We start from the raw sequence: 19,484 nt of genomic DNA on the forward strand, positions 1-19,484 counted from the left end.
GGCAGTACTCAGCGTTTGCTGTAGTGCTCGATCAATTCGGCCGCGGTATCGTGGATGGCCTTGCCGTCGACGCCCGTCTTGCTCAGATCGGCGATCCACTCCTCGGCCACGGGCCTGGTCGCGGCCTGCCAGCGCGCCAGCTCCTCGCCTTCGATGCCGTAGATCGTATTCTTGTTGGACACGGCAGTTTCACGGCCGAGGCGATCCGCCTCGGCAAACACCGTCGCAATCCAGGCCGAAGTATCCCGCCCGCTGTTGTCGTCGATGACCTTCTTCAGCTCGTCAGGCAGCTTGTCGTAGGTCTTGGCGCTCATCAGATAGACCATGGTCGCGACCGTCATCGCCCGCTCGCCCCCGAATTCGGCATGGTAGCGCGTCAATTCGTGGGCCTTGGTCGCCGGCACGACCTCCCAGGGCACCAAGGCTCCGTCGATCACGCCTTTCGACAGGCTTTCGGCCATCTGCGGCACCGGCATGCCGACCGGCGTCGCGCCCAGCGCACCCAGCATCTTGGTCCCCAGGCGCGAAGGTGCGCGCACCTTCAGTCCTTTCATCTGCTCCAGCGTGTCGACCCGCTTGTCCCGCAGATGCAGCACGTTGGAGCCATTGACCCACACGGCGATGGGCTTGGTGCCGGCGAACTCCCTGGCGGCGTGCTGCTGCGAGAAATCCCACAGCGCGCGTGACGAGTCCTCGGCATTGGTGGTGAAGAAGGGCAGTTCGAACACCTCCGAATACGGGAAGCGGCCGGGGTTGTAGCCGGGCAGCGTCCAGATGATGTCGGCCACGCCGTCGCGCACCTGGCTGAGCAGCTGCGGTGGCGTGCCGCCGAGCTGCATCGACGAATAGATCTGGCACTTCATGCGGCCGCCCGACTCGGCGGCGATCCTGTCGCACCAGGGCTGGATGAACATCGTCTGCGCCAGCGAGGTGGGCGGCAGGAAGTGCGAGACCTTCAGCACGACCTCCTGTGCGCCGGCCGACAGGGGAAGCAGGGATGCGGCGAACAGGCCGATCAGGCTGCGGTATTTCATCGTTGTCTCCTCGAGGGGGGTGAAATCGTTATGGTTCAGTGCGATGCTGCGGCGTTGTCCCAGGCGGGCGCCGGAGTGTCCTTGCCGGCGACGGAATACAGCGCGCCCGGTGCATTGCGGGTGCGCTGGAAGGCTTCCAGCGTCTCGCCGCGCATCGCGGCGTAGATGTGCAGGTTCGATACGCCGAGCACGGCGCCGAGTTTTTCGAGCATGAAGAAGATCACGCCGTAGTGGATCAGCCCGCGCCAGTCCCGGCGCCGGAGCAACTCGCGCTCCTGTTCGCTCAGCCCCGCCGCCTCGAAGCTCGCCTCCTGGTCGGCAAGAAAGAGCCGCCGATGCTCCGGCAGGATCATGTCGTGCAGGTAACGGTTGATCCGATAGGCCCGCTGGCTGGTTTCCAGGCTGAAGGGGTAGGTGCCGGCCAGCGCCTCGGCACCTTCGAGCTGGGTGGCGACGTGGGCGCGGTGGCGGACGACTTCGCCCGCCATCGCCGGCGAAGCGAGGTTCTCGTACAAGGCGGTGGCGATTCCGGTCATCGACGGCAGGTAATAGGTCTGGTGCAGCTTGCGCACCGAAGCCGACAAGGCCCCGCGCATCACCAGCCACATGATGACTTCGGCGCCTTCCAGCCCGCCCAGGGCGGCGTATTCCGCCTGCGTCATCTCGCTCAGGCGCACCGGGTCGTTCTCGAACAGGTCGAGGAAACGCTCGTCCCAGGCCGTGTTGTTGAAGCCCGCGCGTTCGCCATGCACCTGGTGGGACAGTCCGCCGGTGGCGACGATCGCCACCGACAGGTCTTCGGGATAGCTTTCGATCGCCCGCCGCAGGGCCTGGCCCAGCCTGTAGCAGCGGCGCGCCGTGGGGATCGGGAACTGCAGCACGCCGATCTGCAGCGGCACGATCGGCGCCGGCCAGCCGGAATCGTGCGGGCAGAGCATGGACAGCGGCGAGAAGCAGCCGTGGTCGAGCGGCTTGTCCTGGAAGAAGGACATGTCGAATTCGTCGGCCATCAGGGAATGGCCGATATGGCGCGACAGGCCGGGATGTCCGCCGACCGGCGGCAGGTCGCGCGGACCGCCGCCTTCGTCGGCAACCGCGTACGAATCACCGATGCCCAGCGCAAAAGCCGAATAGTGATCGAAGAAGAACGAGGTCACATGGTCGTTGTAGATGAACAGCAGTACATCCGGCTGCTTGTCCTGCAGCCACTGGCGGACAGGGCCGAAGCTCTCGAAGATGGGCTGCCAGACGGGGTCGTGCTGTTTGTTGGTGTCGAGCGCGAAGCCGATGGTGGGCGTGTGCGAGCAGGCGATGCCGCCGATGATCCGTGCCATATGGATTTCTCCTCCTTGAATCGTGTCGATACGCGGCCCCACGGGAGCCGTCAGGAGCGCGAGTCTAGGCAGGCTGATCCGGCCGCATAAGATGTCGCGATCCATACCGCGATAACCAGCGGTTATCATTCGATTCATGAAACTTTCCGCACTCCAGGCCTTCGTGGCCGCGATCGACGACGGCAGCCTGCGCAAGGCGGCGGTCCGCCTCGGCCTGTCGCAACCGGCACTGAGCAAGATGCTGCGCGAGCTGGAGATCGAACTCGGTGCGCCGCTGGTGCTGCGCTCTACGCGCGGCGTGCTGCCGACCGCGCAAGGCAAGGTGCTGTACGCGCGCGCCAGCATGGCCGCGCGCGAACTCGATCGTGCAGTGGAAGAAATCGGCCAGTTGGGCGGCCGCATGGTGGGGGAACTCAGCATCGCGGCCGTGCCGATGGCCGTCATGTCGCTGATTCCCGAGGCCTTGCGCACCTTCGGCCAGCAGTTTCCCGAAATGCGGCTGCACGTCAGCGAGGAGCTGTACATCGCCCAGCTCGCCTACCTGCGCAAGGGCGAGGCCGATGTGGCGGTCGGGCCGATTCCCCAAGGGCTGGCGCAGGGCGAGTTCCTGGTGGAGCCCTTGTTGCCGATCTCGATGGTGGTGGTGGTCGCCAAGGGCAATCCGCTGGCGCGCTGCACCGGCCTCGAACAGCTCGCCGCAGCACGCTGGGTCTATACCAGCCGCTCGGGCGACACCGGCTACGCACGCGAACTGTTCCGCCGCAACGGTCTTGCTGCCCCGCCCGCGGCGGCGGCGGTCAATTCGACGCTGGCCCTGCTGGCGCTGCTCTGCACCGGCGATTATGTCGGCCTGCTGCCGATGAGCATTGCCGAGCACCCGCTGACCGCGCGCTACATCGACATCGTGCCGATCAGGCAAGGGCCGCTGGAACTGACCCTGGGCGCCATGGTGCGGGAGGAAAAGGCCGTATCGGTCATGGTGCGGCACTTTCTCTCCCACCTTCATCGCGCCGCGCATCATCTCGGCGGCATGCGCGGCACGCCACGCACCTGAATCTCCTTGCCGAGCGTCCGCCGGACGGACGGCCCCAACCATCACCGCGTATCATTGCGCCTGTCTTATTGCCCTTGCCCTCACCCATGGCCGCGTCCGCGCCGACTTCCCTGCCCGCAGCCGACAGCCCCGCCCTGGCCCTCGTGCCGCTTCTGCTGCTGTTCGGCCTGATGCTGCCGGTCACCGGCATGGTGCCGGTGCTGTCCTCCTTCACCGCGCAGCGCTTCGACGGCCTGGGGCAGTTCGGCAGCCACTTCTTCATGTCGATCAACATGATCGGCGCCCTCGTCGGCGCCCCGGTCGCCGGCCTGCTGTCCGACCGCCTGGGCAAGCGCAAGACGCTGGCGGTGGCCGCACTGATCCTGAACGGCCTCACGCTGCTCGGCATTGCCTTCGCCTACCGGCAGTTCGACAGCTACGCCCTGCTGCTCGGCCTCCGCCTGCTCGAAGGCTTCGCCCACATGTCCGCGCTGTCGCTGCTGATGGCGCTGGGTTCGGACCAGGTCGGACGCGGCGGACTGGGTGGCCGCATGGGCGCGATCGGCGCCTCGATCAGCCTGGGCGTGGCCACCGGCGCGCCGCTCGGCGGCGTGGTCGGCGGCATCGACCCGCTGTGGGTGCCGCTGGGCGGCGGGCTGCTGTCGCTGGCACTGGCGGTGCTCGGCGCCATCGGCCTGCGCGACGCCACCACAGCGAGGCCACGCATGGCGATCGGCGAAATCCTCGATACGCTGCGCACCCGCCGCGCGCTCGCGGTACCGCTCGCCTTCTCCTTCGCCGACCGGCTGACGGTGGGCTTCATCGTCTCCACGCTGTCGCTCTATTTCGGCCTCACGCTGGGCTTCGACGCCCGCGCCATCGGCATGGCGATGGCCGCTTTCCTGATTCCCTTCTCGCTGCTGACCTGGCCTGCCGGCCACCTGTCGCGCCACTGGGACCCGTTCTCGATGATGGTCGCCGGCAGCATCCTGTATGGCGTGTTCCTCGGCGCGCTGGCTTTCGTGCCCGCGGCCTGGATCGTCGGCACCATGGCCGCCGGCGGCGTGATCGCGGCGCTGATGTACGCCCCCTCGCTGGTGCTGGCCGCGCACTACGGCGGTGAGGACTGCCGCGCCAGCGCACTGGCCGCGTTCAACATGGCAGGTTCGCTCGGCTTTGCCGCCGGACCGCTGATCAGCAGCCTGCTGCTGGCCTTCTACGGCAGCTTCAGCGCCAGCCCGCATGCGCCGGTGTTCGTCAGCATCGGCGCCATCGAGGTCGTGCTGGCGCTCGGCGTCCACGCCCTCCACCGCCGCAACACGCTCGGCACCCGCTCGTCCCTGGAGCCTCGATGAAGTTTTCCCGTCTCTGGCAGCCGCGCAATCCGGCGTTCTGGATGATGCTGGTGCTCAACGTCCTGTCGTCGATCCTGGCCTGGATCCTGCGCAGCTATCCGCTGGTGCCGCTGGCGATGATCGTGGTCGCGGGCTTCGCGCTGATGAATGCCTGGCTCGGCCTGCGCCTGGCCATCGGCCTGATGCGTGAAGACAGCCCGCCGGGCGATCAGACGTCCGGCGCGAGATAGATCCGCTCGAGGTCCAGCGGCGAGCGCGCCTTGCCTGCGGGCGCCACCGGAAGCGGGCTCCCCTCGGCTTCGCCGGCAGGCAGCGGCACCGCGGCCTCCGTGCCCCAGTGCAGCACTTCGATGCGGCCGTCGTAGTGCTCGACGACGGCGCTGCAGGTATCGACCCAGTCGCCGCAGTTCAGGTAGCGCACCTTGCCGATACGGCGGTCCGACGCCGAATGGATGTGGCCGCAGATCACCCCATCCACACCGCGCTGCTGCGCGGCATGCGCCACCGCGTCCTCGAAGTCGAAGATGAAGCTGACCGCGCGCTTGACCTTCTGCTTGGCATAACCCGCCAGCGACCAGTAGCCGGGAATGTGCAGGAAGCGGCGCACGCGCGACAGCACGATGTTCAGGCGCACGAGCGTGTTGTAGGCCACGTCGCCCAGCACCGCGACCCAGCGGTGGTGGCGCGTGACCTGGTCGTATTCATCGCCGTGGATCAGCCAGTAGCGCCGGCCGTCGATGGTCTCGTGCACCCATTCGCGTTCGATGCGGATGTTGCCGAAGGCGGCGCCGACATACTCGCGCAGGATCTCGTCGTGATTGCCGGGAATGAAGAACACCTTGCCGCCCTGGCGTGCGCGGCGCAGCACCTTCTGCACCACGGTGTTGTGCGCCGGCGCCCACTGCACGCTGCGGCTCATCGCCCAGACGTCGATGATGTCGCCAAGCAGGTAGAGGTACTCCGACTCGTACTCTTTCAGGAAGGCACGCAGGCTCTCGGCCTGGCTTGCCCGCGTGCCGAGGTGGACATCGGAAATGAAGATCGTGCGAACGGCAGGCATCAGCTTTCCCCTCCCTGGATGCGTAACGAGACTCGACCGTCATGGGCAAGGGCCCTGCCCCGCCAGGCGCTCAGGAGGGCTTCGGCGAAATGGTCGCAGACCCGCTCCCAGTCGATGCCTTCCGCGGTGCGCCGCGCCTCGCGGCCGATGTCGGCACGCAGCCCGTCCGCGCAGGCCAGCTGGACGGCGCGCTGGATGAAGCTTTCCTCGTCGCCGCAGCACACGATCGCGCCGTTGTGCAGGTCGCGGATCACCTCGGCGGCTGCGGCATAGTCGTAGGCGACGGTGCACAGCCCGCTCGCCATGCCTTCGAGCGTGACGTTGCCGAAGGTCTCGGTCAGGCTGGGAAACAGGAACAGATCGGCCGATGCGTAATGGGTCGCCAGATCCTCGCCGTGCCGCATGCCGGCAAGCACCGCATGCGGACATTCGCGGGCGATGGCCTCACGCATCGGCCCGTCGCCGACGACGACCATCCGCGCGTCCGGGCGATGCTCGCGGATGGCGGCGAAGGTGCGCAGGGTGAGCCCGAGGTTCTTCTCCGGCGCCAGCCGTCCGACGCTGACGACCGCGATCCCGCCCGGCGCCACCCCCATTGCCGGCGCAGCGCCTCGCTGCGGCGTGCCGGAGAATACTGCACCGTATCCACCCCGCGCGAAATCACCTCGACCCGCTCGTAGCCCTGGGCGGCCAACGCCCCCGCCAGTTCGGCGGTCGGCACGAAGGTGGCAGCCGTGCGGTTGTGGAAGCGGCGCAGGTAGGCGGCGACCGGCTGGCTCAGCCAGCCCACGCCGTAGTGCGCGCTGTAATGCTCGAAACGGGTATGGAAATCCGACGTGACCGGCAGGCGCAGCTTGCGCGCGGCCGATACCGCGGTCCAGCCGAGCGGCCCCTCGGTCGCCACGTGCACCAAGTCGGGCCGCTGCCGCGTCCACGTGCGCACCAGGCTGGACTTGGCCGGCAGGCCGAACTTGAGTCCGTCGTAGCGCGGCAGCTTGATCCCGCGCGACAACACCTCTTCCAGCGCGCCGCCACGGCTGGCGACATCCCCGGTGGTCTGCTTCGGGCGGATGAGCTGGATGCCGTGCCCCCGCCGGATCAGGCCGTCGACCATGCGCTTGAGCGTCATCGCCACGCCGTTGACCTCCGGCGGCCAGGTCTCGGTCACCAGTGCGATACGCAGGCGGGAATCACGGCAGAGCTCTTCGGTCGTGAAGTCGATCACTTTCATGCGCCGCAGCATAGGCGGCGAAAGAGACGACTACGTTACGTCCTCATGTACAGGGCATGACAAGGCGGCCTCGGCCGCGCCATGGTCCGCTTCGCTTCAGCGGACAGTACCTCTCAGTGCCGCCAGCACCACCGTATCGCGGGCATAGATGTCGGGCCGGAACTGCATCCGCCCGTCGTCGTCCAGAGCCGCGGTGGCGTAGTGCAGCAACACCGGAAGCTTGCGCCTCACCGTCACCGTGCGCGTCTTGCCGGTGGCCAGTGCCTCGTCCAGCGCCTCCGGGCTCCAGCGCTGGGCATCGTCCAGCAGCAAGGCCGCCAGTTCGAGCGGCTTCTCGACCCGTACGCAGCCCGAACTGAGCGCGCGCGTGTCGCGCCTGAACAGCGCACGCGTATTGGTGTCGTGCAGATAGATCAGATAGGGATTGGCAAGCGCGAACTTGATGCGGCCGAGCGAACCATCCGCGCCCGGGTTCTGCTCCACCAGATACGGGAAGCCGTGCCTGCGCGCGGCCTCCCAGTCGATCTGCTGCGCATCGAGCTCTTCCCCGGCGTGATCCACCACCCGCATGCGGCGCTTGGCGAGATAGTCCGGATCGCGGATCACGCCGGGAATCAGGTCTTCGCGCAGGATCGTCGGCGGCACCACCCACTTCGGGTTCAGCACCAGGTACTGCACGCTGTCGAGCAGCGCAGGCGTCTCGCGCGTGGGCTTGCCGATGATCACCCGCGACGACCAGGCAAGCTGCCCGCCGCGCTGGAGACGGGCCTGGTAGCCGGTCAGGTCCACCAGCAGGTGGTCGCCCTGCATGTCCTGCGCCACCCAGCGCAGCCGTTCGAGATTGACGCGGATCTTGCGCCACGCGCTGCGCCGGCCCCAGGTTGAGCGCCTCCACCGTCTGGCGGCCGATCGCCGCGTCCGGCGCCAGGCCGGCGCGCTGCTGGAAGCGCTTCACCGCCTCGGCCAGCGCCGGGTCGAACAGCGCGGCGTCCGCACTCCAGGCCAGCTCGGTCTCGCCTTCGGCCGCCAGGCGCGTGCGTACTTCGACCACGCGCGCACCACGTTCGCCCGGACGCAGCGTCGGCCCTGCCGACACTTTCGGCCAGTCGCCCGATTCGGCTGCGATGCTGCGGTATTGCTTCAAGGCAAGCTGCAGTTGCCGGTACAGCTCGAAGTCCGGCGCCTGCGCCAGCACCGCCGCCGCCAGTCCGGACCGCTCCACTGCCGGCCCGCTTCCCGGCACGTCGCCGCCGTCCGGCATGTCGAGCAAGCGCGCAAGGCGTCCGGCCTGCTCTCCGGGCGCCGCCGGCCGGGAGAAATTCCAGTCCCGATACAGGCTGCGCGGATCGACCTTGCCGTGGCGCAACTGTTGCACCAGGCGCGCAAGCGTGTCGGTGAACAACAGCTCGCGCTCCGCCACGCCGTCGGGCGACAGCTCCTGCTGCGGCCGCAGCGCTTCGCTGCGCAGTGTGTCCGGAGCAAAATCCGCCGGATCGAGGCCATGCTCGTCGAGCGCCTCCACCGCCTCGATCAGCCCCTGCAGCAGTTCCGGCCGTGTCCATGCGGGCAGGAAGCCGCGCTGGCGATAGAACAGCACGGTGACATCGTCGGCCGCGCGCATCGACACCGCCAGACGGTTTTCGATCAGGCCCGGCAGATCCACGACGGCCTCGGGCACCGCTTCGCCATCGGCGCTGCCCTCCACCACCGTCTCGTCCACCGGCCCGGTGCCGAGTGCCAGCGCCGGCTGCGGACAGGTCATAGCCAATGCCAATGCCGTGCCGGCGGAGGCGAAGGATTTGCGCCAATCGATCAGGAGTTCAGGTAGCATGCCGCCTTCGAGTCTGTCTGTGTCGGTAAAAGAATATCCATGGTCTCGACTTCCCGCCATCATGCCTGCGCGCATCGCCGCCTGTTCCTGAAAGGGCTTTCCACGCTGCCGCTGGCCTTGCCCTTCGCCTCCGCCCATGCCGCCACGGACCGCCATCTGGCTTTCCGCCACACGCACACCGACGAACGGCTCGACACCCTGTACCGCAACCGCAATGGCTACGTCGAACCCGCAATGCGGAGCCTGAACAAGCTGTTCCGCGATTTCCGTACCGGCGAAGTCGCCCGCATCGATCCCCGACTCTACGACATCCTCCACGCGCTGAGTGTGACCTGCGGCGGGGGTACCTTCGAAATCATCTCGGGCTACCGCTCGCCCAAGACCAACAAGATGCTGCGCCGTACCGGCGGCGGTGGCGTCGCCAAGCGCAGCCTGCACATGGACGGCAAGGCCGTCGACATCCGCCTGGTCGGCTGCGATACCGCACGCCTGCGCGATGCAGCCCTGGCGCTGGGCGCGGGCGGCGTGGGCTATTACCCGGATTCGGACTTCGTCCATATCGACACCGGGCCGGTGCGCAGCTGGGGTCCGAAAACCGCCTGAACCCCTAGCCGAACCCGCGAGGCCCGAGCGGACGGGCAAGGAGCCGGCCCGGAGCTCGAACACTCGGCATTCAGCCCAGCAGCACCAGCCCCCACACCGCCGCAACGTTGATCAGGGCGATCATGACCGCGGCGCTGCCGACGTCCTTGGCGCGCTTGGACAGCGGATGATGCTCCAGTGAAATCCGGTCGACCGCGGCCTCGACGGCGGAGTTCATCAGCTCCACGATCAGCACCAGCAGCACGCTGCCGATCATCAGGGCGCGCTCGACCGCGCTTTCCCCCAGCCACAGCGCCAGCGGAATCAGCAGCAGCGTCAGCAGCGCCTCCTGGCGAAAGGCATCCTCGTGGCGCCAGGCTGCAGCCAGTCCATCCAGTGAATAGTGAAAGGCGTTCCAGACCCTGCGCAGGCCGGTCTTGCCTTTGAACGGGCTTTCCATCGATCGCTTCCGGATTGAAGTGGTGGTTTGAAGAGCGCGCGATCATTACACAAAAAACGTCAGAAAAACGTTCAGGCAGGATCGAGGCGCAACACCCGTCCATCGCTTTCGTCCAGCAGCCACAGATGTCCGTCCGGCCCCTGGCGCACGTCGCGGATGCGCCGGCCGATGTCCAGGCGCTCCTCATGCACGACCTTGCCGTCCTCCAGCACCAGGCGCGCCAGCAACTGGAACTTCAGCGCGCCGACGAACACGTTGCCTTTCCACTGCGGAAACACGTCGCCGGTGTAGAAGGCCATGCCCGAGGGCGCGATCGACGGCGTCCATTGCTTGAGCGGCGGCTCGATATCGGCACGTTCCGTGCCTTCGCCGATACGGGTACCGACCACGTATTCGCGGCCGAAGGTGATCACCGGCCAGCCGTAGTTGCGCCCCGGCAGCACCCGGTTCAGTTCGTCGCCGCCCTGCGGGCCGTGCTCGTGCGCCCACAGTTCGCCGGTCAGCGGATGGAGCGCCGCGCCCTGCACGTTGCGGTGGCCCCAGGACCAGATCTCGGGCGACGCCTTCGGTACACCTTCCGCCTGCCGTACGAACGGATTGTCGCCGGGCACGCCGCCATCCAGGTCGATGCGTACGATCTTGCCCAGGTGGCTGTCCAGCACCTGTGCGCGGTCGCGCGAATGGAAGCGGTCGCCGAGCGTGACGAACAGCCGGCCTTCACGGTCGAACACCAGCCGCGAACCCCAGTGGTGGTTGCCCGAAGGATCTTCGTTCTGGGCAAAGATCACTTTCACCTCATCCAGCTTCAGCGCCTCGGCATCCAGCCGCGCCCGCGCGACGGCGGTGCGCACACCGGCAGCGGTCGGCTGCGCGAACGAAAACACGATCGTCCGGTCTGTTGCAAAATCCGGGCTCAGCGCCACGTCCAGCAGGCCGCCCTGCCCACGCGCATGCACTTCGGGCACGCCCGCCAGCGGTGCCGAAACCGTACCATCCGTGCCCACCAGCCGCATGCGGCCGGGCCGCTCGGTCAGCAGCAGGCGGCCGTCGGGCAGGAAGGCCATGGACCACGGCGTGTCCAGGCCGCGCGCCACCTCGACCAGCTTCACCTGGCCGGACTCGGTGTTCAGTACGGCATCGGCCGCAAGCGACGGCCCGCAGACGAACACACCGGCGGCAAGCACCGTTGCCGACACCAGACCACGAAATCCTTTCACTTTCCTCATTCCTTCAGCCTCCCTCGTTTCATTCGATACCAACCCGCACCATTCCATCCGACTGCCCATGACTTCATCCGTTCGCACGACTTTCCGCCTCGCCTTCGTCGCCGCACTCATCGCCGTGCTCTATCTCGCCCTGATGCCGGCACCCGACATCGTGCAGATCGTGTCCTGGCAGGACAAGATCGAGCATGCGGCCTTGTTCGCCGCACTCGCGCTGCTGGCGGTGGCGGGCTGGCCGGATCATCCGCTGCGCATCGCCATCGGCCTGCTGCTCTACGGCGCAGCGATGGAGCTCGCCCAGGGCCAGACCGGCTACCGGACCGCCGACCCGTGGGACTGGGTCGCCGACGCCATCGGCCTGCTCGTGCTGATCCCGGTCGTGCTGTCCAGGCGCCGCGCCGCCGGGCAGGCCTGAATGCATTCCGCAACGGCCTGCCGCTCGTCAGCACACCAGCCTGTTGCTATCATCGCGGCCTTTCCAATCAAGCGTTTGCGTGCCGAACGCCGCCGAGCCGCGCCATGAATCCCAGCCACACCCCCGCTCGCCACACCCTCGAACTCCTCGCCCCGGCCAAGACCGCCGATTTCGGCATCGAAGCCATCAACCACGGCGCGGACGCGGTGTACATCGGCGGCCCGGCCTTCGGCGCCCGCTCGGCCGCGGACAACAGCGTCGAGGACATCGCGCGCCTGGCGGCCCACGCCCATCGCTACCATGCCGAAGTTTTCGTCGCCACCAACACCATCCTGTTCGACCACGAACTGGAGCCCGCACGCAAGCTGATCTGGCAACTGTACGAGGCCGGCGTGGATGCGCTGATCGTGCAGGACATGGCGCTGCTCGAACTCGACCTGCCGCCGATCCAGCTCCACGCCAGCACCCAGACCGACATCCGCGACGCCAGCAAAGCGCGCTTCCTGCAGGACGTCGGCTTCTCTCAGATCGTGCTGGCGCGCGAGCTGTCGCTGGCCGAAGTACGCAGGATCGCCGACGCCACCTCCTGTCAGCTCGAATACTTCGTGCACGGCGCACTGTGCGTGGCCTTCTCCGGCCAGTGCTACATCAGCCACGCCCACACCAGCCGCAGCGCCAACCGCGGCGAATGCTCGCAGGCCTGGGGACTGCCCTACGACCTCAAGGACAAGGACGGCAACACCATCGCCAGCCAGCGCCACATGCTGTCGATGAAGGACAACAACCAGAGCGCCAACCTGCGTGCGCTGGCGGCGGCCGGCATCAGCTCGTTCAAGATCGAAGGCCGCTACAAGGATCTGTCCTACGTCAAGAACATCACCGCCCACTACCGCACGCTGCTCGACGAGATCATCGAGCATCCCGAGGCCGACGGCCCGGCCTACCGGCGCGCATCCAGCGGCCGTACCACCTTCCTGTTCACGCCGCAGGCCGACAAGACCTTCAACCGCGGCTACACCGACTATTTCGCCAACGAGCGCCGGCACGGCATCGAGGCCTTCGAGTCGCCCAAGTTCGTCGGCGAACCGATCGGCCGGGTGACGAAGATCGACACCAAGGGCCGCAAGTTCTTCGACGTCGAACGCAGCGCGCCGATCCACAACGCCGACGGCCTGAGCTGGTACGGCCCGAAGGGTGAACTCGCCGGCCTGCGGGTCAACCGTTCTGAGCGCGATGGCGGCGGCGACGGCATCGACCGTATTTTCCCGGCCGACGCGCTGCCGCCCGAACTGGTGCCCGGCACTTCGGTGTTCCGCAACCACGACCACGAATTCGAGCGCGCGCTGGAGAAGAAATCCGCCGAGCGCCGCATCCGCGTCGATGCGCATTTTGCCGCGACCACGGACGGCTTTGCGCTGACGCTCACCGACGAGGACGGCATCCGCGCCACGACCACGCTCGCCGCCGCCTTCGAGCCGGCGCAGAACGCCGAGCGCGCCCGAACGACGCTGCGCGAGCACATCGGCAAGCTCGGCAACACCTTGTTCGTGCTCGACACGCTGACGCTCGACCTGCCGGCGCTGCCCTTCCTGCCCGCCGGCCAGCTCAACGCGCTGCGCCGCGATGCCGTCGAGCAACTGGAAGCCGCCCGCCTCGCCGCCCATCCGCGCCCGCCGCGCGCAGCGCCGGTCGAGCCGCCGGTGGCTTACCCGCAGGACGCGCTGAGCTATCTCGCCAACGTGCTCAACGACAGCGCGCGCGCCTTCTACGCCCGCCACGGCGTCAAGCTCATCGACGCCGCGTTCGAGGAGAACCAGCGTACCGACGAGGTCTCGCTGATGATCACCAAGCACTGCCTGCGCTACAGCTTCAACCTGTGCCCCAAGGAAGTGAAGGGCATCCGCCCCGAGCCGATGCAACTGGTCAATGGCAACGAGACGCTGACGCTGCGCTTCGACTGCAAGCGCTGCGAAATGCACGTCGTCGGTGCGATGAAGCCGCACATCGCCAGAATGCGCGACAGCGTGGTGGCGCAGAAGCTCAGCTTCTTCCCGAACAAGCCCGCGGCCGAGAAGAAGCACCTCCACTCGCCGCACCATTGAGTCCGCCGTCGAATACTTTGCGGCGCAGGCAGAAGCAGTGAATGGCTCGGACCGTCCTATCCTGCATATACTGCGCCCAAGCACTACGCAACCGAGCCGCCGATGTCCGCCCTGCTTCCGCTCGACACCCTTCCAGGCCGTCTCGGCCAGGCCGATGGCGCGCTCGTCGTCATCGCACTGTGCGCGGAGTGGTGCGGCACCTGCCGCGAATTCCGGCCGGTACTGGAGCACGTCGCCGCAGCCCATCCCGAGATCCTGACGGCGTGGGCGGACATCGAGGACGATGCCGACATCGTCGGCGACATCGACCTCGACAGCTTTCCCACGCTGGCCATCTTCAGGCATGGCGAACCCTTGCATTTCGGCCCCTCGCTGCCGCTGGAAGCGGTGCTCGCCCGCCTGGTCGAAAGCATTGCGCTCGACGGCAGGCCGCAACGGGTTCCCAGCGAAGTCGCCGCGCTGGGGCGCTGGCTGGCGGGCTGACACCCACTCCCCCAAGCTCACAGGACAGGTCGGGCCGCGCAGGTGGAGCGCGAGCGAAACCCATCAAACGACGGCCCGCTCAAGGGCCGTGCCGATCGGCCCTCAGTGCCCCAGGAAGCGCCGCAGCCGTCCCATTTCGCCCTGCACCGTCGGCAGCGTCGCCCGCAGCACCGCGGATTCGTCGGCCAGCGTCCGGTCGTCCGCGCCGCTGACCTGTATCGCGGTGAAGCTGCCGCTGCCGAAAGGCAGCACCAGCTTGTAGTCCTCGCCCAGGAAGGCTAGGCGGTCCCAGTCGCCGGCCAGCAGCACGCGGTTCGGCTGCGGGTCGAACAAGCTGTGGCCGATGGCGTAGTCGGACGGCGGATTGGTGACGCCGAGCAGCGGCAGGATGGTCGGCAGCAGGTCGGCATGGCTGGTGCGGGCATCGATGCGCCGAGGTTCCCGGCCCGGCACCCACAGCAGCAGCGGTACGCGCACCTGCTCATCGACGAAGGTGGAGTTGTGTCCCCAGCGCCCCTTCTCCATGAACTCCTCGCCGTGGTCGCCGGTGATGACCACCAGCGTGTCCTCGAGCAGGCCGCGGCGCTCGAGGTGCGCCATCAGCTTGCCGAGCTGGCTGTCGAGGTGATGAACCGCGTTGATGTAGCGCTTGTGGATGCCGCCGATCTTGTCCCGCAGTTCCATGTCGGCATAGCTGAAATCTTCGAGATAGCCCGACTCGATCACCGATTCGGGCGGGAAGTTGTAGTTGGCGTGCGGCGACTCGAAGAACAGGAAAGTCATGAACGGACGCGAGGGATCGCGCTGGTCGACGAACTCGATCAGGCGGTCGACGTTGCGGCGGTCGCGCATCCAGGTTTCGCCTTCCGAATCTTCCACCATCTGCTCACGCGGCACGTCGACGAACACGGTCTTGTCGAACTCCGGGTAGGTGAAGCGCGCGCTGGTGAACAGCTTGATCTGATAGTCCTGATTCTGCAGCACCTGGATCAGCGGACTGCCGATGCGCGCGTCCAGCACCGGGAACCACAGGTTCGCCGGCAGGCTGTAGAACTGGCTGAAGACGCCGATGCGGGTGCCGTTGCCGCCGGAGAAATGATGGGTGAAATGCTGCGCCCGCTCGGCCAGCGCATGGGTCTGCGGCATCACGCGCGGGTCGAGCGTGTCCGCCCGCCACGACTCGGCGACCAGCCAGACGACGTTCAGCGGCCTGGCCGGCGGCTCGACGCGCAGCCGCGCCTGCGGATAGCGCAGGCTGCCGTCGAGCTTGGCGGTCGCCAGCTTGAGCCGCTGCGGACGCTCCCAGCCAAACTGCTTCTCGAACAGGCCGCGCATCGTCAGCGGCTGATAGAAAGGCACACGCTGGGCGTTTTCCAGCAACGGCGTGTAGCCGTAGAAATGGCTCACCGCATAACCCAGGCGCTCACCGACGGTGACGACGAGGAACAGCGGCAGCACCCATGCCAGCCGCGGCGCCGGCACGGAGCCCCGCGCCAGCACGCGCGCGGCGAAGAAGACCAGGACCTGCAGGACGAGGAAGCCGGCGGCCAGCAGCGCGAAGTCGCGCTCGGTCGAAGCCGACGAACCCAGCGCGGCGATGCCCCCCGGCGTGGTCAGGATGTTCCAGACGAAGCCGTTGAGGTGGAAGCCGTACAGCGTCCACAGCATGTGATCGCCGAACAGCGCGATCTGCACCACGCCGGCCAGCGCCACCGCCAGCACCGCCGCCAGCCGGGGGGCGAAACGGCCCGCGACATGGACGATGAGCCATACCGGCGCCACGAACAGCAAAGCGTAGCTGCCGACCAGCGCAAGCTGATAGACCAGCAGCCCGGACGGCGCGGCGAAATCGAAGAAGCGGCCCAGGTGCAGGGCAAAGACGATCCAGGTGAGGAACCAGTACAGGGCGCGCTGGCGGCGGTCGGAGACGAACACGATGAGCTTTTTCCTCAGGGCGAAAGCATGGACGGAAAAACAGGCGCGTCAGATTACCCGAGCGGATGTCGGGAAAACGTAAAAAATCTCATCCGTCAGCGCAGCCTGAGCTGCACTTCCGCCGGCAGCGGCACGGCCGTGACGTTGTTCTGCGGGCTGCCGTCGATGAGCCGGTCGCTATAGACGAGATAGACCAGCGTGTTGCGCCTGGCATCGGCGATGCGCACGATCCGCACCTTCTTGAACAGGATCGACGAACGCTCGGAAAACACTTCCTCCTGCGGCTTGAGCGCTTCGGTCAGGCTGATCTCGCCGACCTGGCGGCAGGCCACCGAAGCGTCGGCCGTATCCTCCGCCAGCCCCAGCGAACCCTTGATGCCGCCGGTGCGGGCACGCGACACGTAGCACGATACCCCTTTCACCTTCGGGTCGTCGAAGGCCTCGACGACGATCTGGTGATTGCGGCCGATGAACTTGAACGCCGTATCGACGGCGCCGACGGTCTCGGCCTGCACGCAGAACGGCAGCAGCAATGCGGCGCCGATGGCGCCCAGCATGATCGTTTTCACGTTTTCCCGGACTCCTTTCTTGCAAGGGCCGCAAGTATCGCACCGCGCGGAGCAAATTACCCTGCATCAAGGCGCACGCGCCCCGGGCAGCGGAAGATCGCGAACATCTCCGCCCTCGCCTGCCCCGCCCTCCACCATGTCCGACGCCGCCATCGCCTTGCCGCACTCACCGCCCGCCGAAGGCCCTCCCCCGGGTAGCCCTATCCCGGGTAGCCCTATCCCGGGGGGCCCTATCCCGGGCGGCCCTATCCCGGGCGGCCGCATCCCCGGCAGCAAGGCGATGTGGGTGGGCATCTTCTGCGAAGTCACCGAGTTCGCGCTGATGTTCGCGGTGTATTTCATCGCCCGCGCCCATTACCCGGACGTGTTCCACGCCGGTCCCGAGCAGCTTTCGCTGCTGGCCGGCACGGGCTACACGCTGATGCTGCTGACCAGCGGCTGGTGCGTGGCCCGCGCGGTGCACTCCATGCGCGCCAACCGCCAAAGCGCCTGCCTGCGCTGGCTGATCGGCGCCTTCGTGTTCGGCACCGGCTACCCGGTGATCAAGCTGTTCGAAGTGCGCTGGAACCTTGCCCACGGCCTCAACGGCGAAGCGGGCATGTTCATCGTCACCTACTACTACCTGACCTTCAACCACCTGATCCACGTCTTCTGGGGCCTGCTCGGCATGATCTGGGTGATGCTGCGCACCGCGACCGGCACCTACTCGGCCGAGGAATACTCCGGCCTGGAATCCTTCGCGGTGTATTGGCACACCACCGACATCATCTGGCTGATGATCTTCCCGCTGTTCTACGTGCTGCGATGAAAACGGAGAGCGCGACATGAGCGAAGTCCGCAAACTCGACCTGGCCTGGTTCGGCCTCGTGCTGCTCAGCGTGGGCGGCGCGATGCTGGGCGGCGGCCAGGACCATGGCTTCGGCGTCACCGTGGCGGTCGCGCTGGTGATGGGGCTCAAGGTCCGCATCGTCTGCGGCTACTACCTCGAGCTGCCCACCGCCACGCGGCGCATCCGCCGGGCGATGTAGCACCTTCTGCTACGGCATGCCGATCGTGGTCATCCTGACCAGCGCCTTCGGCGACATCCTTGCGCGCGTGACCGGCGCGCTGCTGTGAGGCGTACCGGAGCCCGATCGGCTGTGGCAAGCTTTGCAGTCTTTCATCTCTCCCGAAGCGGCCATGACGGACTTTCCCAAGGACATCTACACCGAACCCGAACCAGACCCCGATACGCTTGCCAATCTGGGGCCGCTGGCGGGAATGGCGGGCATCTGGACCGGCACCATCGGCCTCGATGTCAATCCGAAGGCCGACGGCCCGGAACGGCAGGCGTTCATCGAACGCATCGAACTGCAGCCCATCGACGCCCAGACCAACGGGCCGCAACTGTTCTACGGCCTGCGCTACCACACGCGCATCGTCAAGCCCGACGACGTCGAGACCTTCCACGACCAGGTCGGCTACTGGCTGTGGGAGCCGGCGACCGGTGCCGTGATCCAGACGCTTTCGATACCGCGCGGACAGGCGGCGATGGCCGTCGGCAAGACCACGGCGGACGCAAAGACCTTCCGCCTGCAGGCAGTGCGCGGCTCCGAGATGAACGGGATCGTGTCGAACCCCTTCCTGGAATACGCATTCAGAACGGACAGCTACACCATCACGGTGTCGATCAACGCCGACGGCACATGGTCCTACGAGCAGGAAACCGTGCTGATCATCCCGGGCCAGGCGGAACCCTTCCGCCACACGGATCACAACACGCTGCACAAGATCGGCGAGCCCACGCCCAATCCCACCGCACAGGCGGCGGCCAGGAAGCGGGCCGAAACCCAGCCGCAATGACGCCAGCCCCGCCCGGCGCTCACCAGTGCGGCGGGATCTCGTCTTCCGGCCGGCCGGATGCGCCGGGCTGGATGGTCTTGAGCTGCTGGGCGAGGTGGCGCACCTGCTCGCGCAGCAGCTCCAGCTCCTGCTGCTGCCGCCACACCGTGCGGTTCAGTTCGTCGAGCTGATCCTCGGCCGACATCATCTTGGTTTCGAGCGATTCGAGGCGGTCTTGCATGGGCTGTCCGGGTCCGGGATGAAAGGCATCGGGCGGAGATTCTAGCCGGGGGCGCCTAGCCGGGGGCGCCTGGCCGGCCATGCTGCGCCAGCGTCCGGACAACCCGAGCCTGTCGCCCCGGGGCCCCATGGATTTCCCGGCGCATTGACGCACCCAGGCAAACCCCCAACAATACGAACAATTCGCAATAACCAACGCCAGCCACGTCCACCCGCATGGGCCAGCCAGCGTGCCCGCACGCCGGAGATGCCCGTGCCCCCCCTGTCCACCGACACCGTTTCCGGTCTGTACCGCGAACACGGCACCTGGCTGCAAGGCTGGCTGCGACGCAAGCTGGGCTGCGTCTGGGAAGCCGCCGACCTGACCCAGGACACCTTCGTGCGCGTGCTCGCCTCGCCCGCCGCCGGCAGACAGCTGGCGGAACTGCGCGAGCCGCGCCATTTCCTCGTCACAGTGGCGCGCCGCGTGATGGTCGACCACCTGCGCCGCCGCGCGCTGGAGAAGGCCTGGCTGGAAGAGATGGCGCTCTGGCCGGAACCCGTCACCCATTCGCCGGAAACCCGCGCGCTCATCCTGGAAACCCTATGCGAGATCGACGCCATGCTCGACGGCCTCGGCGCCAGGCCGCGCCAGGCCTTCCTGCTGTCGCAGTTGGAAGGCCTGAGCTACGCGGAGATCGCCGGACGGCTGGCAGTCAGTGTCAGCTCGGTCAAGAAGTACATGGCCCGCGCCACCGAGCACTGCCTGCTGCTGATGCTGGAAGCGCCGCGCTGAC

20 protein-coding genes and 2 pseudogenes are annotated in these 19,484 nt (G+C 67.2%); 11 read left to right on the top strand and 11 right to left on the bottom strand.

From position 1 onward, the window contains the following. Positions 1–8 precede the first annotated feature (8 nt). Together AAFL97_RS13270 and AAFL97_RS13275 are read right to left on the bottom strand one after the other, a co-directional pair. Complete coding sequence (locus AAFL97_RS13270) at positions 9–1,034, bottom strand: TRAP transporter substrate-binding protein (RefSeq protein ID WP_341645318.1); 1,026 nt, start codon at positions 1,032–1,034, stop codon at positions 9–11. Positions 1,035–1,069: 35 nt separating this feature from the next. Continuing rightward, a complete protein-coding gene (locus AAFL97_RS13275; RefSeq protein WP_341645319.1) occupies positions 1,070–2,368 on the bottom strand; it encodes a gallate dioxygenase in 1,299 nt (432 codons plus the stop codon). 136 nt (positions 2,369–2,504) lie between these two features. Between AAFL97_RS13275 and AAFL97_RS13280 the strand changes: the two genes are divergently transcribed. The 3 genes from AAFL97_RS13280 (at position 2,505) to AAFL97_RS13290 (ending at position 4,986) form a co-directional block, all read left to right on the top strand. Beyond that, positions 2,505–3,422, top strand: a complete 918-nt coding sequence (locus AAFL97_RS13280) for a LysR family transcriptional regulator (protein ID WP_341645320.1) — start codon at positions 2,505–2,507, stop codon at positions 3,420–3,422. An 86-nt stretch (positions 3,423–3,508) separates the two neighbouring features. Beyond that, positions 3,509–4,756 (top strand): MFS transporter, encoded by a 1,248-nt coding sequence (locus AAFL97_RS13285; protein ID WP_341645321.1) that lies wholly within the window; start codon positions 3,509–3,511, stop codon positions 4,754–4,756. Then, complete coding sequence (locus AAFL97_RS13290) at positions 4,753–4,986, top strand: hypothetical protein (RefSeq protein WP_341645322.1); 234 nt, start codon at positions 4,753–4,755, stop codon at positions 4,984–4,986. Before AAFL97_RS13285 ends, AAFL97_RS13290 begins: the two co-directional genes overlap by 4 nt. On the opposite strand, the gene AAFL97_RS13295 is transcribed toward AAFL97_RS13290, so the two are convergent. From AAFL97_RS13295 to AAFL97_RS13310, 4 genes and pseudogenes are all read right to left on the bottom strand, one after another. Beyond that, the gene (locus AAFL97_RS13295) at positions 4,965–5,816 is read right to left on the bottom strand and encodes a UDP-2,3-diacylglucosamine diphosphatase (protein ID WP_341645323.1); all 852 of its coding nucleotides are present in this window, start codon (positions 5,814–5,816) and stop codon (positions 4,965–4,967) included. The genes AAFL97_RS13290 and AAFL97_RS13295 overlap by 22 nt on opposite strands. Next, positions 5,816–7,047, bottom strand: a pseudogene (locus AAFL97_RS13300) (glycosyltransferase family 4 protein). The gene AAFL97_RS13295 and the pseudogene AAFL97_RS13300 overlap by 1 nt, the downstream one beginning before the upstream one ends. Positions 7,048–7,143: 96 nt before the next feature. Next, positions 7,144–7,857 carry a L,D-transpeptidase family protein gene (locus tag AAFL97_RS13305; protein WP_341645324.1) on the bottom strand — a complete coding sequence of 238 codons (714 nt, stop codon included), beginning with the start codon at positions 7,855–7,857 and terminating at the stop codon, positions 7,144–7,146. Positions 7,858–7,990: 133 nt separating this feature from the next. Next, positions 7,991–9,034, bottom strand: a pseudogene (locus AAFL97_RS13310) (hypothetical protein); the annotation flags it as partial. Between AAFL97_RS13310 and AAFL97_RS13315 the strand changes: the two are divergent. Then, complete coding sequence (locus AAFL97_RS13315; RefSeq protein WP_341645325.1) at positions 8,918–9,481, top strand: YcbK family protein; 564 nt, start codon at positions 8,918–8,920, stop codon at positions 9,479–9,481. The pseudogene AAFL97_RS13310 and the gene AAFL97_RS13315 sit on opposite strands and share 117 nt — an antisense overlap. 70 nt (positions 9,482–9,551) lie before the next feature. On the opposite strand, the gene AAFL97_RS13320 is transcribed toward AAFL97_RS13315, so the two are convergent. Together AAFL97_RS13320 and AAFL97_RS13325 are read right to left on the bottom strand one after the other, a co-directional pair. After that, positions 9,552–9,920: a diacylglycerol kinase gene (locus AAFL97_RS13320; RefSeq protein ID WP_341645326.1), complete on the bottom strand. Its 369-nt coding sequence runs from the start codon at positions 9,918–9,920 to the stop codon at positions 9,552–9,554. Between the two features lie 71 nt (positions 9,921–9,991). Next, complete coding sequence (locus tag AAFL97_RS13325; protein ID WP_445954498.1) at positions 9,992–11,146, bottom strand: PQQ-dependent sugar dehydrogenase; 1,155 nt, start codon at positions 11,144–11,146, stop codon at positions 9,992–9,994. Between the two features lie 58 nt (positions 11,147–11,204). Between AAFL97_RS13325 and AAFL97_RS13330 the strand changes: the two genes are divergently transcribed. From AAFL97_RS13330 to AAFL97_RS13340, 3 genes are all read left to right on the top strand, one after another. Next, entirely contained in the window at positions 11,205–11,558 is a 354-nt protein-coding gene (locus AAFL97_RS13330) for a VanZ family protein (protein WP_263459950.1), read from the top strand. 104 nt (positions 11,559–11,662) lie between these two features. Beyond that, positions 11,663–13,660 carry a peptidase U32 family protein gene (locus tag AAFL97_RS13335; protein ID WP_341645327.1) on the top strand — a complete coding sequence of 666 codons (1,998 nt, stop codon included), beginning with the start codon at positions 11,663–11,665 and terminating at the stop codon, positions 13,658–13,660. A gap of 102 nt (positions 13,661–13,762) precedes the next feature. Continuing rightward, positions 13,763–14,143, top strand: a complete 381-nt coding sequence (locus tag AAFL97_RS13340) for a thioredoxin family protein (protein ID WP_341645328.1) — start codon at positions 13,763–13,765, stop codon at positions 14,141–14,143. 102 nt (positions 14,144–14,245) lie between these two features. Here the strand turns inward: AAFL97_RS13340 and AAFL97_RS13345 are convergent, their stop codons facing one another. Then, entirely contained in the window at positions 14,246–16,078 is a 1,833-nt protein-coding gene (locus AAFL97_RS13345; RefSeq protein WP_341645329.1) for a sulfatase-like hydrolase/transferase, read from the bottom strand. Positions 16,079–16,173: 95 nt separating this feature from the next. Further along, positions 16,174–16,647 (bottom strand): CreA family protein, encoded by a 474-nt coding sequence (locus tag AAFL97_RS13350; RefSeq protein ID WP_445954499.1) that lies wholly within the window; start codon positions 16,645–16,647, stop codon positions 16,174–16,176. 280 nt (positions 16,648–16,927) lie between these two features. On the opposite strand from AAFL97_RS13350, the gene AAFL97_RS13355 reads away from it, so the two are divergent. The 3 genes from AAFL97_RS13355 to AAFL97_RS13365 all read left to right on the top strand — a co-directional run bounded on the left by AAFL97_RS13355 (position 16,928) and on the right by AAFL97_RS13365 (position 18,489). Further along, positions 16,928–17,455, top strand: a complete 528-nt coding sequence (locus tag AAFL97_RS13355; protein WP_263460188.1) for a cytochrome c oxidase subunit 3 family protein — start codon at positions 16,928–16,930, stop codon at positions 17,453–17,455. A 16-nt stretch (positions 17,456–17,471) separates the two neighbouring features. Then, positions 17,472–17,675 carry a hypothetical protein gene (locus AAFL97_RS13360; protein WP_341645330.1) on the top strand — a complete coding sequence of 68 codons (204 nt, stop codon included), beginning with the start codon at positions 17,472–17,474 and terminating at the stop codon, positions 17,673–17,675. A gap of 151 nt (positions 17,676–17,826) precedes the next feature. Beyond that, positions 17,827–18,489: an FABP family protein gene (locus AAFL97_RS13365; RefSeq protein WP_341645331.1), complete on the top strand. Its 663-nt coding sequence runs from the start codon at positions 17,827–17,829 to the stop codon at positions 18,487–18,489. Between the two features lie 19 nt (positions 18,490–18,508). Here AAFL97_RS13365 and AAFL97_RS13370 read toward each other — a convergent pair whose 3' ends face one another. After that, entirely contained in the window at positions 18,509–18,709 is a 201-nt protein-coding gene (locus tag AAFL97_RS13370; RefSeq protein WP_341645332.1) for a SlyX family protein, read from the bottom strand. A 252-nt stretch (positions 18,710–18,961) separates the two neighbouring features. On the opposite strand from AAFL97_RS13370, the gene AAFL97_RS13375 reads away from it, so the two are divergent. Further along, positions 18,962–19,483, top strand: a complete 522-nt coding sequence (locus AAFL97_RS13375) for a sigma-70 family RNA polymerase sigma factor (RefSeq protein ID WP_341645333.1) — start codon at positions 18,962–18,964, stop codon at positions 19,481–19,483. Position 19,484: the final 1 nt, after the last annotated feature.

The sequence above is a fragment of the Thauera sp. SDU_THAU2 genome, assembly GCF_038260575.1.
GTDB lineage: Bacteria > Pseudomonadota > Gammaproteobacteria > Burkholderiales > Rhodocyclaceae > Thauera.